The sequence below is a fragment of the Actinokineospora cianjurensis genome, from assembly GCF_003663795.1.
GTDB classification, from domain to species: domain Bacteria; phylum Actinomycetota; class Actinomycetes; order Mycobacteriales; family Pseudonocardiaceae; genus Actinokineospora; species Actinokineospora terrae.
In genome coordinates, this window is the sequence record NZ_RCDD01000001.1 from 2,185,243 (window position 1) to 2,200,514 (window position 15,272).

At 70.1% G+C, this 15,272-nt stretch carries 12 protein-coding genes; 8 read left to right on the top strand and 4 right to left on the bottom strand.

Going from position 1 to position 15,272, the window contains the following annotated elements:
* Positions 1–280 precede the first annotated feature (280 nt).
* Positions 281–1,828: a chitinase gene (locus tag CLV68_RS09960; protein ID WP_121390083.1), complete on the top strand. Its 1,548-nt coding sequence runs from the start codon at positions 281–283 to the stop codon at positions 1,826–1,828.
* A 61-nt stretch (positions 1,829–1,889) separates the two neighbouring features.
* Here the strand turns inward: CLV68_RS09960 and CLV68_RS09965 are convergent, their stop codons facing one another.
* Together CLV68_RS09965 and CLV68_RS09970 are read right to left on the bottom strand one after the other, a co-directional pair.
* On the bottom strand, positions 1,890–2,663 hold the full coding sequence (locus tag CLV68_RS09965) for an enoyl-CoA hydratase-related protein (RefSeq protein WP_121390084.1): 774 nt from the start codon (positions 2,661–2,663) through the stop codon (positions 1,890–1,892).
* 58 nt (positions 2,664–2,721) lie between these two features.
* On the bottom strand, positions 2,722–3,261 hold the full coding sequence (locus CLV68_RS09970; protein ID WP_211346453.1) for an NUDIX domain-containing protein: 540 nt from the start codon (positions 3,259–3,261) through the stop codon (positions 2,722–2,724).
* Positions 3,262–3,305: 44 nt separating this feature from the next.
* On the opposite strand from CLV68_RS09970, the gene nucS reads away from it, so the two are divergent.
* A complete protein-coding gene (gene nucS, locus CLV68_RS09975) occupies positions 3,306–3,965 on the top strand; it encodes an endonuclease NucS (RefSeq protein ID WP_170224184.1) in 660 nt (219 codons plus the stop codon).
* On the opposite strand, the gene CLV68_RS09980 is transcribed toward nucS, so the two are convergent.
* Entirely contained in the window at positions 3,962–4,585 is a 624-nt protein-coding gene (locus CLV68_RS09980; RefSeq protein WP_121390087.1) for a hypothetical protein, read from the bottom strand. The two genes, nucS and CLV68_RS09980, sit on opposite strands and share 4 nt — an antisense overlap.
* Before the next feature lie 419 nt (positions 4,586–5,004).
* Here CLV68_RS09980 and CLV68_RS09985 point away from each other — a divergent pair, with 419 nt between their 5' ends.
* From CLV68_RS09985 to CLV68_RS10005, 5 genes are all read left to right on the top strand, one after another.
* Positions 5,005–5,793: a phytanoyl-CoA dioxygenase family protein gene (locus CLV68_RS09985; RefSeq protein WP_211346454.1), complete on the top strand. Its 789-nt coding sequence runs from the start codon at positions 5,005–5,007 to the stop codon at positions 5,791–5,793.
* Positions 5,793–7,568, top strand: coding sequence for an NAD-dependent epimerase/dehydratase family protein (locus CLV68_RS09990; protein WP_211346455.1), 1,776 nt, complete (start codon positions 5,793–5,795; stop codon positions 7,566–7,568). Before CLV68_RS09985 ends, CLV68_RS09990 begins: the two co-directional genes overlap by 1 nt.
* A gap of 81 nt (positions 7,569–7,649) precedes the next feature.
* Complete coding sequence (asnB, locus tag CLV68_RS09995; protein ID WP_121390089.1) at positions 7,650–9,455, top strand: asparagine synthase (glutamine-hydrolyzing); 1,806 nt, start codon at positions 7,650–7,652, stop codon at positions 9,453–9,455.
* Between the two features lie 94 nt (positions 9,456–9,549).
* Positions 9,550–10,767, top strand: coding sequence for an MFS transporter (locus CLV68_RS10000; protein WP_246009745.1), 1,218 nt, complete (start codon positions 9,550–9,552; stop codon positions 10,765–10,767).
* Between the two features lie 36 nt (positions 10,768–10,803).
* The gene (locus CLV68_RS10005) at positions 10,804–12,093 is read left to right on the top strand and encodes a UDP-glucose dehydrogenase family protein (RefSeq protein ID WP_121390090.1); all 1,290 of its coding nucleotides are present in this window, start codon (positions 10,804–10,806) and stop codon (positions 12,091–12,093) included.
* 54 nt (positions 12,094–12,147) lie between these two features.
* On the opposite strand, the gene CLV68_RS10010 is transcribed toward CLV68_RS10005, so the two are convergent.
* Entirely contained in the window at positions 12,148–13,287 is a 1,140-nt protein-coding gene (locus CLV68_RS10010; protein ID WP_170224186.1) for a substrate-binding domain-containing protein, read from the bottom strand.
* 292 nt (positions 13,288–13,579) lie between these two features.
* Here CLV68_RS10010 and CLV68_RS10015 point away from each other — a divergent pair, with 292 nt between their 5' ends.
* Complete coding sequence (locus tag CLV68_RS10015) at positions 13,580–15,268, top strand: sodium:solute symporter family protein (RefSeq protein ID WP_121390092.1); 1,689 nt, start codon at positions 13,580–13,582, stop codon at positions 15,266–15,268.
* Positions 15,269–15,272: the final 4 nt, after the last annotated feature.

The following is a 15,272-nucleotide window of genomic DNA, read 5'->3' on the forward strand; positions in this document are numbered from 1 at the left end:
ATGATCGTCCACAGCGGACCGCGCGGCGGCGCCAGGCCCGGTGTGACCACAAAGGACGGCCGGGGCGTCGATCACCGGGCAGGCGGGCGGTCCCGCCGTGCGCCATACGCCGAGCGGGGGTGGTCACGCACCGTTGATGGTCCACCGGCGCGCGGGGGACGCGCGGGGTGAGCAGGGGTTGCCGCTCGGCGCCCCGGGGGTTGACAGCGCGCAATGGTCTAGTCCATTTTGAGGTGGTCCCGATCACCCTGCACCTGCACATGCCCCCTTGGAGGCAGCCATGACGTCCCGCGCCAAGCGGGCGATCATCGCCCTGCTGTCCGCCCTGTCGGTCACCACCGGCCTGGTCCTGGCCTTCGCGGGTAGCGCCGCCGCGGCCAACCTCGTCGCCAACCCCGGATTCGAGGCAGGCAGCCTCTCCGGCTGGACCTGCTCCGGCGGCGGTAGCGTCACCGGCTCCGACAAGCGCACCGGCAACTACGCGCTGACGGCCGCCCCTGCGGGCTCGGACAACGCCCGTTGTTCGCAGACCGTCACCGTTAATCCGAGCTCGCGCTACACCCTGACCGCGTGGGTCAAGGGCTCTTACGTCTACCTCGGCGCCTCCGGGACCGGCACCACTGACGTCAGCACCTGGAACCCCGGTGGCTCGTCGTGGGTGCAGTTGTCGACCAGCTTCAGCACCGGCGCCAGCACCCGGTCGGTCACCGTCTACCTGCACGGCTGGTACGGCCAGCCCGCGTACCTCGCCGACGACGTGAGCCTCGACGGCCCGGGTACCCCGCCGACCTCCACCACCACTACGACCACCACGACGACGACCCGCCCCACGTCGTCCACCACCACGACGACTACCCCGCCGTCGAGCACCACCACCACTACGACGTCGTCGACCTCCACTACGACGACCACCACCACGCCCAACCCGAACCTGCCGTTGCCCAAGCACGTGCTGACCGGGTACTGGCACAACTTCGACAACGGCGCGAAGGCCCTGACCATCGCGCAGGTGCCGACCACCTACGACATCATCGCGGTGTCCTTCGCCGACGCGGTGCCCGCCGTGCGCGGCCGGGTCGAGTTCAACCTCGACCCCGGGTTGTCCAAGAAGCTCGGCGGCTACACCATCGAGCAGTTCAAGGCCGACGTGAAGACCGCCCAGGGCCGCGGCCAGAAGGTCATCATCTCCGTCGGTGGCGAGAAGGGCACCATCTGGGCCGGTGACACGACCTCGGCCACCGCGTTCGCCAACAGCGTGATCGAGCTGATCCGCACCTACGGCTTCGACGGTGTCGACATCGACCTGGAGAACGGCGTCAGCGCCCAGTACATGGGCCCGGCGCTGCGCAGCATCTACAACGCGGGCGGCAAGATCATCACCATGGCCCCGCAGACCATCGACGGCCAGTCCTCCGGTCAGCAGTACTTCCAGCTGGCGCTGGCGGTCAAGGACATCCTGACCATCTGGAACATGCAGTACTACAACTCCGGCACGATGCTGGGCTGCGACCAGCAGGTCTACTCCCAGGGCACGGTCAACTTCCTGACCGCGCTGGCCTGCATCCAGCTGCAGAGCGGTCTGCGCGCCGACCAGGTCGGCCTCGGCCTGCCCGCGTCGCCGTCCGGGGCCGGTGGCGGCTACCAGTCACCGACCAACGTCAACAACGCGCTGAACTGCCTGGCGCGGGGCACCAACTGCGGCACGTTCAAGCCGTCGACCACGTACCCGGACATCCGGGGCGCGATGACCTGGTCGATCAACTGGGACGCCTCTAACGGGTACGCGTTCGCCAACACGGTGGCGCCGTTCCTGGACACCCTGCCGTAAGAGGGGGCCGACCGGTTGAACGTGCGCGGCGGGGCGAGGGTGCCCGCCGCGCACGTTCTGTTCAGTCAGGCCAGACCGGCGAGCGTTTCTCCAAGAAGGCCGCCATCCCCTCCTTGGCCCCCTTGAGCTGAGACGCCGACGCCATGACCTCTATGGCCAACGCGTAGGCGTCCTGCTCAGGCCGGTCCAGCTGCGCATAGATCGTCTGCTTCCCCAGCGCCTTGGACGCTCCGCTGCCTCTAGTAGCGCGCCGCACCAGGTCCTCTACCGCGTTGTCGAGCTCATCATCCGGCACCACCCGATTGATCAGCCCCCACTCCTCAGCGGTCCTAGCGTCGATAACGTCACCGGTAAGAACCAGCTCCATCAGCCTCTTACGCCCCACAGCCCGCGCCACCGGCACAGCAGGCGTGTGACAGAACCACCCACCCTTACCGCCCGGCAGCGCAAACCCCGCCGACTCGGCCGCGATGGCCAGGTCGCAGGTAGCCACAAGCTGACACCCCGCCGCCGTAGCCAACCCATGCACCCTCGCAACCACAACCTGCGGCACCGTCTGGATGGTCCGCATCAACTCGGTGCACAGCCTGAGCAGCCCTCTTACCCCCAGCAAGTCCCTAGCCGCCACATCCGCGAAGTCATGCCCGGCCGAGAACACCGGCCCCGCCCCCGCCAACACAATCCCCTTGGCATCCGACGTCCCCGCCACGCAGAACGCCGCGAGCAACTCAGCCAAGTGCTCCGCCGACAACGCGTTCCGCCGCTCCGGCCGATTCATGGTGATCCGCACGGTCTCACCCTCACGGGTGACAAGGATGTGCTGGTAGTCGGACATACCCCGACCCTAGCCACCCACCCGCGGCACCCGCCCCATCAACCGCGGTATCAGCTGTTCACGCGGAAGCGTGGTGCTCGTGCAAGAGCAGTTGCGTATAGGCGGCGACGGTCTGGGCGTCGGTGATGTCGCTGGTGCGGATCATGGATTCGAAGGTGGCGCGGGGGAACCAGGCGGCGCGCATGTCCTGTTCCTCGAGTTCGCGGGCGGGTGGGCCCTGGGTGAGGTTGGTGGCGAGGTAGACGTGGCCGCGTTGGCTGGACATGCCCGCGGCGACGTCGAGGGTGCCGATGGGGGTCATGGTGGCGGCGATGAGGCCGGTTTCCTCGCGGAGTTCGCGGGCGGCCAGTTCCCCCGGTGGGAGGACGGCGCGGTCGGGGGCGGTGCCCTGGGGGAACTCCCAGCGGCGCAGGCCGAGCGGGTAGCGGTACTGCTCCACCAGCATCAGGCGCTCGCCGTCGAGCGGGATGACCAGGGCGTAGTCGGGTTTGTCGATCACACCGTAGATGCCGGGGCTGCCGTCGTGGCGGCGGATGCGGTCTTCGCGGACGGTCATCCAGGCGTTGGCGTAGACCTGTGTCGAGTCGAGGCGTTCCACAGGGTGGATCCTGCCGTGCCCGCCGGACGGGCTAACCTGCCCCGGTGCGTCTCGTGATCGCTCGTTGCCAGGTCGACTACGCCGGGCGGCTCACCGCCCACCTGCCGATGGCCAACCGCCTGCTGCTGGTCAAGGCGGACGGCTCGCTGTCGGTGCACTCCGACGACCGCGCGTACAAGCCGCTGAACTGGATGACCCCGCCGTGCTGGCTGACCGAGGAGCCGGGGGTGTGGACGGTGCAGAACAAGGCGGGCGAGAAGCTGGTGATCACGCTCGCCGAGGTCATGCACGACTCCGCGCACGAGCTCGGCGCCGAGCCCGGCCTGGTCAAGGACGGTGTCGAGGCGCACCTGCAGGAGTTGCTCGCCGAGCACATCACCACCCTCGGCGACGGCTACACCCTGGTGCGCCGCGAGTTCCCGACCGCCATCGGCCCGGTCGACATCATGTGCCGCGACTCCGGCGGCGCCTCGGTCGCCGTCGAGATCAAGCGCCGCGGTGAGATCGACGGGGTCGAGCAGCTGACCAGGTACCTGGAGCTGCTCAACCGCGACCCGCTGCTCGCCCCGGTCCGCGGTGTGTTCGCCGCGCAGCTGATCAAGCCGCAGGCCCGGGTGCTCGCCGAGGACCGCGGCATCCGCTGCGTCACCCTCGACTACGACACCCTGCGCGGCATCGAGTCCGACGAGTTCCGCCTCTTCTAGGCGTCGAAGAACGACACCATGGCCTGGTGGCGCGGATCGGGCTGCCCGTCGGGGGAGACCCAGTTGACCGCGCCCACCCGCGCCTCCCACGCCCGGTGCAGGCTGGTGATCGACTCGATGAGGTCGCCTGCCAGACCGGCCGCCTCGTAGAGGTCCTGGTCCGTCGACTGCGAACTCGCCGCGACGATGAGACCGCGCACCCGGGTGGAGTGCCCGTAGCGGAAGCTGCCGGTGCCCAGCAGGTGCGGGTCGACGAGGACCGCGTCGCCGTGGTCCCGGCCGGTTCTGCGGTGGCCGGACGCCTTGGCCGCGGCGTTGGGCAGGAAGCGGGTCCCGTCGTCGCCGACGGTGATGGCGGCCAGGACCACGTCCTCGTCCGGTTCCCACGCCCGCGCGGTCGGGTCGAGCACCACGAAAGCCATGCTGGCCCTCGGGTAGCGGCCGTGCGGCGCCGCGTCGGCCGCGTTGTGGTTGCGCCACACCGATTCCGCGCGCCGCAGCCCGACCGCGAGGAGCACCTCGGCGAACGCGGCGCCGTCGAGCATGTAGTCGTAGGGGTTGCGCCGGTGCCGCGCCCGCACCGCGAGTCCGTCCGCCGAGACGCCTTCCGCGAGGCTCATCCGCTACTCCTTGCAGTCCATCGTGAATACCGCCCGAATTCGTCGCCGGGATACTCGCAGTCCTTCGTGGAAAGCGCCAGTGGTGCCGCTCACGATGGGCACCTATTGGTATAGACCTTGCCGGGCAAGTTGGTCCTATGCCACGATGATCACGCGCTGCCGAGACTGGGGGAGGACACGGTGCGAGGTGCCCGTGCGCGGCGAACTCCGCGATCATCGACTGTTCCTGTGCTGCTCAACCGACCGCCTGTGACCTGGGCGCGCTGAGTTCCAGCACCGACGAAGCGGCGAATTCCGGCATTCACGCCGGTTCGCCGAATGTTTTCCCATTGTGTCACGGGGTGCGTGATTTCCGTATTCACCAAACCCGGCCGTGTGCTGCCCGGCCGGGATGGGACTACCTGGGGAAAGGTATGGTTGTGACTGCGAGCACTTCCCTGACTCGAACGCAGGTGTTCGAGCGGGACGGTTTTGTCTCGACCGGTGAACTGTTGTCAGCGGCCGAGGTCGAGTCCTACCGCGACCTCTACGACCGCTTCCTGCGCGGCGAGATCGACAGCGGCGACAAGCGCTCCGACCTCGGCTCGCACGCCCCGCGCCGCGACGGCGTGGCGGAGAACATCACCCAGATCATGTGGCCGTCCGCGCTGCACCCGCCGCTGGCCGACCTGCCGCTGCACGCCAGGGCGCTGGCGGTGGCGCGCGGGCTGATCGGCGACGACGCGATGCTCGACTTCGACATGCTGATCCACAAGGCGCCGCACTCGGCGACGCCGACCCCGTGGCACCAGGACGCCGCGTACTGGATCGACCTGCCCGACACCCGCGCGGTGTCGATCTGGGTCGCCCTCGACGACGCCGAACCGGACAACGGCTGCATGTGGTACATCGCGGGGTCGCACCGCGAGCCGCTGCGCCCGCACCGCCCCACCGGCGACGGCAAGAACATCCAGACCGACGCCACCGAGGGCGAACCCGGTGCCACGCCCGTCCCGCTGCCCGCCGGTCACGGCGTCGCGCACACGGGCGGCACGCTGCACTCCTCGCGCGGCAACACGACCGACCGGGTGCGCCGCGCCTACATCCTCAACTACCGCCCCGCCGCGATGATCGCGCTGGAGCGCGGGCAGGGCGAGGACCACGGCCTCGGCACCAACGAGCGCAAGGTCCGCAACGCGGGCGCCACCGCCGACGAGACGGGGGCGTGATGGGAGAGGTCAAGCTCAGCGGCGCGGTGATGACCCACCCGAAACGCCTGGCGGAGGCCCAGGTCATCGCCGACGCGGACACCGCGGGCCGGATCGCGGTCATCCTCGATCCCGAACCGGAGGGCAAGCCGACCGCGTTACGCGTGGCACCGCTGTCGTGGTCGTGCGTCCCCGACGACGCGACCCACCACGTGGTGCTGCAGGACGATGTCGTGCTGGCCCAGGGGTTCTACGACCACGCCGAGCGCGCGGCCGCTGCCTTCCCGGACGAGGCAGTGGCCTTCTACGGCGGCTGGGAGGCCCGCAACGGCGCGGTGGCGCGACTGGCCGCGCTCACCGGCGTCGAGTGGGCGTACACGCTGCAAGAACACGTGCCCTGCCAGGCACTGATGCTCCCGGCCGAGTTGGCCCGCGGCTACGCGCGGTTCCAGCGGGAGCACGGCGACGGCTGGCCCTACGACGTCGTCATCCAGCGCTACCTCAACGACCGCGGCGTCCCGGTCCGCTTCTGCACGCCGAGCACGGTCCAGCACGACGACCTGCCCAGCCTCGCGGGCAACAGCTACCACGGGTTCCGCCAGGCCACCTGGTTCACGCCCACGCTCCGCGAGCACACCACCGACCGGTCCCCGCGCTTCCCAGTTGTCCCGTTCTACCAGTACGGCGAGGCGCGGACGGCCGTCCAGCGCGGCGCCGAGTGGGAGTTCCTGGAGACCGACCGGTACCTGCGCCGGATCGGTTTGCTCGACCAGGCAAGGAAAGACCGCGCCGCGGTGAGCACCGACCTGCGGGAACCCATCAGCACCGCGGTGTGGCTGACCGGGTTCGCGTTGGGCGTGGTCACGGCCGATGCCCCCGAGCCGGATCCGGTCGCCGCGGTCGCGGTCATGGACACCTTGGGACCAGGCGGTTTGTGCGAGGACTACACGGCCGAGGAGTTGCTCGGCCTCGCCCCGGCGGTGCGGGACCTCGCCCTGGCCGCGTTCGAGAAGGGCCGCGCCGCCGGACCCGCGAGCACGCTTGCCGAGGTCGCCACAGCCGTGGTCACCGGTGGCGATCCGGACTTCGCCCGCCAACTCGCCCGCTACCTCGCCGACGAGGGCGACCACGCCGAACACCTTGTCCACATCGGACAGATCGACCGGCCGGTCGACCTCTCGGCGATCGAGGGAGCAGGCGCGCTGCGCGTGGTCTACCTCAGCTCGGCCGCCATCTACCGGGGCAGCGACAGCCTGGACATCAGCGAGGACGCCCTCGGCGAGCCGACTGACCCGATCGCCCGCGCGTGGTGGCACGAGGAGCAGCGGGTCCGGCAGTGGGGCGAGCGCACCGGCGTCCCCGTGCAGGTCCTGCGCGTCGCCGACCCGGTCGGCCCGCACGCCCCCGAGGGCACCCCGGCCCGGCGCTGGGTGCACCTGGCCTGGACTCGACGCCCGTTGACGCTCGATGATCGTGGCGTGCACCAGATCCTCGACCACCGGGACCTCGCCGACGCCATCCACGCGGTGCTCGTCAACCCAGCGACCCAGCCGGTCTACAACGTCTCGTCCGCCACCCACGGCGAGGAGGAACTCGCGGGCCTGCTCGCCGAGGTCTCCCGCCGCACGCCGTGGGAATCGGCCGAGAACCCCGACTTGCAGCGCTGGACCATGTCGACCGGCCTGATCGAGGCCGAGCTCGGTTGGCGGCCCCGGTACCCGGTCCGGGAGGCGTTGCGCGCGCTCGCCCAGTGGTACGCCTGCGACATCCACGGCGACTACTCGATCCCACGCTAGGGCTGACCCAGTTCCGCGGTGGCCGCGTGCTCGGACGGCGCGCGGCCACCGCACCCCCCTCACCCCTGGAGCACGAGACACATGTCCGGTATCGCTGGTTGGGTCGACTTCACCCGGGACGTGGCGGCCGAACGCGCCGTCGCGGCCGCCATGACCGACACCCTGGCCGGGCGTGGCCAGGACGGCGCGGGCCTGTGGTGCGCCCCCCGCGTCGCACTCGGCCACCGCCGCTCCGGTGGCGAACACCTGCCCGTCTCCGGCACCGACAGCACCGGTGCCCAGATCGCCGCGACCTACGCGGGCGACATCCACAACCTGCCGGAACTGCGCGTCCGCCTCGGTCTCGGCGGCTCGGTCGGCGACGTGCTGCTGCGGGCCTACCAGGTGTGGGGCCCGGACCTCGCCCGGCACGTCCACGGCACGTACGCCATCGCGGTGTGGGACGCGCGGCGCGAGGAACTGCTGCTGGTCCGCGACCGCATGGGCGTCAAGCCCTTGTTCTACGCCGAGATCGCCTCCGGGGTGCTCTTCGGCTCCGAACCCAAGGCGATCCTCGCCCACCCCGACTTCCAGCCCGCCGTCGACGCCACCGGGTTGCGCGACATCCTGTCCGTCGCGCGCGTGCCGGGTCAGGCGTTCTTCAGCGGGATGCGGGAAGTGCTGCCCGGCGGCACTGTCCGGATCGGACGATCGGGCACGTCCGAGCAGCGGTACTGGCAACTGCGGGTCGGTGAGCACCCCGACTCACTCGACAAGACCATCGAGACCGTGCGCGACCTGCTGGAAGTCTGCGTCGCGCAACACATGTCGGCCGACCAGGTCCCGATCTCGCTGCTGTCCGGCGGGCTGGACTCCAGCTCGCTCACCGCCCTCGCCGCCAAGGTCGCCGCCGACCGGGGCTGGGGCGCGGTGCGATCGCTGGCGGTCAACGACCAAGACCCCGGCGCGGGCGCCGCGGACGGCAACGAGGACCACATCTACGCGCGTGTCATGGCCGATCACGTCGGCGCCGACCACAGCGAGATCTCCTTGTCGGGCTTGGACTTGCTCGACCCGCGGCTGCGCGCCGAGGTGCTGGCCGCCTACGACGTCCCGATCAACAAGGGCGACCAGTACGCGTCGCTGCGCCTGCTGTTCGGGGTCGCCCGCGAGCACGCCGCCGTGGCGTTCTCCGGTGAACTCGGCGACGACGTGTTCGGCGGCTACAACTGGAACCGGCTGCCGGAGTGGATCGCGACCGGCACCTTCCCGTGGGTCGAGGAAGGCCGCCCCCGCTTCACCGGCTACGACACCCTCTTCGACCCCGGCCTGCTGACCGAGTTGGACCTGCGCGGCCACGAACGCGACCGGCACGCCGCCGCCGTCGCCGAGATCGGGGCGAGCGCGGCGATCGACGACCCCGCCGAGGCCCGCTACCGGGAGGTCACCTACCTCGCGCTCACCCGGCACGCGCGCGTCCTGTTCGACCGCCTCGACCGGCTCGGCACGTCGGCCGGTCTCGACATCCGGGTCCCGTTCGCCGACCCCCGGTTGGTCGAGTACACCTTCAACATCCCCTGGGCCATGAAGAAGTTCGACGGACGAGAGAAGAGCCTGTTGCGGGCGGCCATGAACGGCCTGCTGCCGGACTCGATCTCGTTGCGGGTCAAGACCCCCTACCCGAACCTGCGCGCCGGTGCCTACGACCAGGTACTGCGGGAACGGCTCGCCGGGGTCGTGCTCGCCCCGGACAGCCTGATCGCGCCGCTGATCTCGTCGTCCCTCAAGGACTCCGTCCGCGCGCGCGGTGCCGACGCGCTCGCCGACGGGGTCAGCCGGGCCGCGCTGGAAACCGCGCTGCAACTGGAAAGCTGGTTGCGCGGCTACGGCGTCCGACTGGCCATCTAGGCCGAACCCGGTGTCGGGTCGGTGAAATCCCGCCGACCCGACACCCCCGACCTCCTAGGCTTCCAGCACCAGTCCGATCCCGAAGGGGGCCAGCGTGGCCGCGCCCGTCACCACCACCGAACCCAGCCGAACCCGGCTGTGGACCTCGAACTTCGCGCTGTACTTCGTGGCGCGGATCGTGTCGATGCTGGGCGACATGATGATCCCGGTCTCCATGTCGGTCGCCGTGCTCGGCCTGGGCTACGGGGTCACCGGCGTCGGGCTGGCCCTCGGCGCGTGGATGGGCGCTTTCGCGCTGTTCGTCGTGTTCGGCGGGGTGTTCGCCGACCGGTTCCACCCGCTGCCGCAGATGATCGGCGCCGACGCGGTCCGCTGCGCGCTGCAGGCCGGGCTGGCGGTGTACCTCTGGGTGGGCCACCCGCCGCTGTGGTTCATCGTCGTCGCCTCGCTGTTCGGCGGTGTCGCCACGGCGATGTTCCAACCGGGCCTGACCAGCATGGTGCCGCAGGTCGCCAGTGATCCGCACAAGGCCAACGGCGTGCTGCGCGTCAGCCAGGGCCTGGCCACGATGCTCGGTCCGGCGCTGGCGGGCGTCCTGGTCGCCAGCTTCTCGGTCGGCTGGGCGTTCGCGGTGGACGCGGCGACCTTCGCCATCAGCGGGATCTGCCTGCTGCTGCTGCGGGTCCCCCGGTTCGAGGTGGACCGCTCGGAGTCCACCCTGGACAACCTGCGCTCCGGGTGGCAGGAGTTCCGGTCCAGGTCGTGGCTGTGGGCGGTCATCCTGATCTGGTGGGTGCTGGGGGTCACCGTCTGGGGACCGATCCACCCGCTCGGCGCCGCCTCGATCATCGCCGAGCACGGCAAGGCGGCCTTCGGGTACGCCGAGGCCGCGTTCGGCGCGGGCAGCATCCTCGGCGGCCTGGTGGCCATCAAGCTGCGCCCGAACCGGCCGCTGTTCGGCGGCGGGATCGCGATGTTCCTGTTCCCGCTGATGCCGCTGGGCGCCGCGCTGGTGCCCTCGGTTCCCCTGTTGCTGCTGCTGTACGCGATCAGCGGGATCGGGTGGGCGTTCTGGGGTGTGCAGTGGGCGACCACGGTGCAGACGCAGATCCCCGAGGACAAGCTCAACCGGGTCGCCGCCTACGAGATCGCGGGCTCCATCCTCGCCGTCCCGCTCGGCCAGGTCCTCGCCGGACCGGCCAGCGCGCTGTTCGGCGTGCACCAACTGCTCTTCGTCGCCACGATCGCGGGCCTCGGGTGCGCCGTCGCGCTCCTGGCCACCGCGCCCATCCGCCGCCTCACGCGGGTCTAGCCGGACCGAGGGCGGCCGCTCCCAAGGAGACACCCCATGCGGTACCGCATGACAGTGATCGGAACCGGGTACCTCGGCATCACCCACGCCGCGTGCATGGCCGCGCTCGGGTACGAGGTGCTCGGCCTGGACATCGACGTCGACAAGATCCGCGGCCTCAACCAGGGCGAGTTGCCCATCTACGAGGAAGGGCTCGGCGAACTGCTGCGCGCGGGCCTGGCTTCGGGGAAGCTGCGGTTCACGACGTCCTATGAGGAGGCCGGGGAGTTCGGGGACGTCCACTTCCTGTGCCTGGGAACCCCGCAACGCGCCGGGGGATTCGCCGCCGACGTCTCGCAGATCGACTCGGCACTGGCCGCCCTGACCCCATGGCTGTCACGGCCGTCGCTGGTCGTGGGCAAGTCGACCGTGCCGGTGGGGACGGCGCGACGGCTGGCCGACGGGTTGCCGGAGCACGTGGAACTGGCGTGGAACCCGGAGTTCTTACGCGAGGGGTTCGCGGTCGAGGACACGCTGCACCCGGACCGGATCGTGCTGGGCGTCGCCTCCGACGCGGCGGAGCGGGTGCTGCGGGAGGTGTACGCGCCGCTGGGGGACGTGCCGCTCGTGGTGACGGACTACGCGACGGCGGAGCTGGTGAAGGTGGCCGCAAACGCCTTCCTGGCAACGAAGATCTCCTACATCAACGCGATGGCGGAGGTGTGCGAGGCCGCGGGGGCGGACGTCGTGCGGCTCGCCGAGGCGCTGGGCCACGACACGCGGATCGGGCGCCGGTTCCTGGGGTCAGGGCTCGGTTTCGGGGGCGGGTGCCTGCCGAAGGACATCCGGGCGTTCGCCGCCAGGGCCGACGAACTGGGCGTCCCGCTGACCTTCCTGCGCGAGGTCGACGCGATCAACACCCGCCGCAGGCACCGGACCGTCGACCTGGCGAGGGAGTTGGTCGGCGGCTCGTTCACCGGCCGCCGGGTCGCGGTGCTGGGAGCCGCCTTCAAACCGAACTCCGACGACATCCGGGACTCACCCGCTCTCGACGTGGCCCTGGCCGTCCACCGGGCCGGGGGCCTGGTCTCGGTCCACGACCCGGCCGCCATGGACAACGCCCGCAAGGCGTACCCGGTCCTTGGCTACGCCCCGACCCCCCAAGACGCCATCCGCGACGCCGACGTGGTGCTCCTGCTGACCGAGTGGCAGGAGTTCACCGACCTCGACCCCACCGCCCTCGGCACCCCAACCTCCATTGTGGACGCCCGCAACGCCCTCGACCCGCACTCCTGGCAAGCCGCGGGCTGGACCTACCGAGCCCTCGGCCGCCCCGCCCTGCTCTGACCCGGTGGTCGGCGGCGTCCCCGGCCGCCGCCGACCACGTCGACCAGCACGGGCTCAGGTCCCCGCCTCGGCGAAGCCGCGCTTGCGGATGATCTCCTTGCCCGCGGGGGACCCGGCGAACCGGATGAACGACGCCACGACGCTGTCGTTGGCCGGTTCACCCCTGGTGTAGAACAACTCGGGTGCGGTGAACGTGTACTTCCCGCGTTGACCGGGGTCCTGGGGGTCGATGCCGTCGATCTTGACCACCTTCAGGTCCGGCTGCTGCGCGGCGAGGCCGAGTTCGCCGTAGCCGATGGCGCCGGGGTGCCGGGAGATCTGCGCCAGCACGTCCGATGCCTCGGGGGTCTCGCAGCGCACCGGCTTGGTCGCCGGGATGTCCGGTGTCGGTTCGCAGTCGCGCGAGAGTTGGAGCACGCTCTCGCCTTCGGCCAGCACGTTCGTCTCGAACGCGACGCGGGTGCCGGACAGGTAGTTCCGGCTGACGATGGTGATCCGCTGCCCCGAGTCCCACGTCGCCCGCTCGCCGCGGTAGATCTTCTTGAGCTCGTCGCGGCTCAGGGACGCCACCGGGTTGTCCTTGTGCACCACCAGGGCGAAAGTGACCTGGCCGACCTGGTGGGGGCGCAGCGTGGCGTAGTCGCCGAGCGCGGGACCGTCGCTCATGGCCAGGCCGATCGGATCGGTCGCCTTCGCGAACCTGAGCCGGTTCAAGCCGGATCCGCTGGAGGTCGCGGACACGGCGATGTCGGCGTCGGAGCAGAGCTGCTGGTAGGCAAGACGCAGGTCCTCGGCGACCGGGGCGAACGCGCTCGACCCCTCGACGAGCAGCGCGCCCTTCGCGCAGTCGTCGTTCGGCGATTTCGTCAGCCCCACGGCGATCAGCCCGCTGGAGGCGGTGATGATCGCGGCGACTGCGGCGATGAACTGCACCCTTCGCCTGCTGGGGCCGTCGCCGCGGGTCGTGTCGCGCAGGATCTTGCCGCCGTTGAGGATGCCGCTGCAGGTGACCGCCGACCTCGCCGGGTCGGCGGGCGTCCCGGACAGCAGGACGAGCAGCTTGATGCGGTGGTCCCGGTTGAGCGGGACCTTGGGCAGTTGCAGCGCGTTGTCCCCGATCGGCGGCCAGGTCGGGTCCTGCCGCAGCAGCAGGCGCAGCGCCGGGTCGGCCTCGACCAGTTCGACGTCGACCACCCGCCTGCCCGCGAAGTCCAGGTGCAGCGGTGCCTCGAAGTCCAGCGCGCCGATGTCGGCCTTGCCGTTGGGTCGCGTCGAGCGCGTGTGGTCTCACATAATGACCTCACTTCGAGCGCGCACAGTAGCCGGCGGGGCGGGTCGGGGTGATCGAGTTCACCGCGGGTTCGTCGGTCGTTGGGCAAACCGTTCGCTGTACGGGAGCGGTCCCGGCAGCTTCGCCGTGCGCGGTGCTCCTGGCGGGTTCATGCTGTCCCGGTGATCACAGCGAGGTGACTGGGTGGTGGTTGGTGTGCACCTTCTCGCGGAGGCCGACCTGCGGTTGGACGCGGCTCCGATCGACTACGTGCTGCTGGGTGTCTATTTCGTCGTGGTGCTCGGGATCGGGGCGCTGGCGCGCAGATCGGTGTCGAGCAGCCTCGACTTCTTCCTGTCCGGGCGGTCGTTGCCCGCGTGGGTGACCGGGTTGGCGTTCATCTCGGCGAACCTGGGCGCGGTGGAGATCTTCGGGATGACCGCGAACGGGGCCCAGTACGGGATCCCGACGATGCACTACTACTGGATCGGTGCCATCCCGGCGATGGTGTTCCTCGGTCTGGTGATGATGCCGTTCTACTACGGCTCGAAAGTGCGCAGTGTCCCCGAGTTCCTGCTGCGCCGGTTCGGGAAGTTCGCGCACCTGGTCAACGGCCTCAGCTTCGCCGCCGCGCAGGTGCTCATCGCCGGGGTCAACCTGTTCGCGCTCGCCACCGTGGTCAACCTGCTGCTCGGGTGGCCGTTGTGGCTCAGCGTCGTCGTCGCGTCGGTCATCGTGCTGGCGTACACCTCGTTGGGCGGGTTGAAAGCCGCTGTCTACAACGAGGTCATGCAGTTCTTCGTGATCGTGGCGATGATGCTGCCGCTGACCTTCGTGGGGCTGCACAAGGTCGGCGGCTGGGACGGGCTGGTCGCCAAGATCACCGCCGCCTCGCCGGGCACCGCGTCCGAGCAGCTGAACTCGTGGCCGGGCATGAACCTCACCGGCATCGGCAACGCCACCCTCAGCGTGCTCGGGATCGTGTTCGGCCTGGGCTTCGTGCTCTCCTTCGGCTACTGGACGACCAACTTCGCCGAGGTGCAGCGGGCCATGTCGGCCAAGAGCATGTCGGCGGCGCGGCGGACCCCGCTCATCGGCGCGTACCCGAAGACCTTCATCGCGCTGATCATCATCATCCCCGGCATGATCGCCGCGGTGCTGGTGCCGGAGTTGGCCGCGTTCAAGCAGGGCCAGGACACCGGGGTCACCTACAACAACGCCATCCTGCTGCTGATCCGCGACCTGCTGCCCAACGGCATGCTCGGCATCGCGATCACCGGTCTGCTTGCGGCGTTCATGGCGGGCATGGCGGCCAACGTCAGCTCCTTCAACACCGTCTTCACCTACGACCTGTGGCAGGCGTACGTCCGCAAGGACAAACCCGACGAGTACTACCTCAGGGTCGGCCGCGTGGTGACGGCGCTGGGCTGCCTGGTGGCCATCGGCACCGCGTTCATCGCCAGCAACTTCACCAACATCATGGACTACCTGCAGACCCTGTTCGGCTTCTTCAACGCGCCGCTGTTCGCGACCTTCCTGCTCGGCATGTTCTGGAAGCGGATGACCCCGCTGGCCGGTGGACTCGGCCTGATCGCGGGCACCGCCTCGGCGATCACCGTCGACGTGCTCAACCGCAACGACGTGCTGAACCTGGCCGGGCAGGGCGCGAGCTTCGTCGCCGCGAGCGCCGCGTTCGTGGTCGACATCGCGGTCAGCGTGCTGGTGTCGCTGGTGACCCGGCCCAAGCCGGACGCCGAACTGGTCGGCCTGGTGTGGTCGCTCACCCCGCGTGAGCGGCTGCGCCACGACGACACCGGCGAGAACGCGGGCTGGTACCGCAAACCGGGGGTGCTCGCCGCCGGGGTGCTGGTCGTGACGCTGGCCCTCAACATCATCTTCTGGTGAGGAG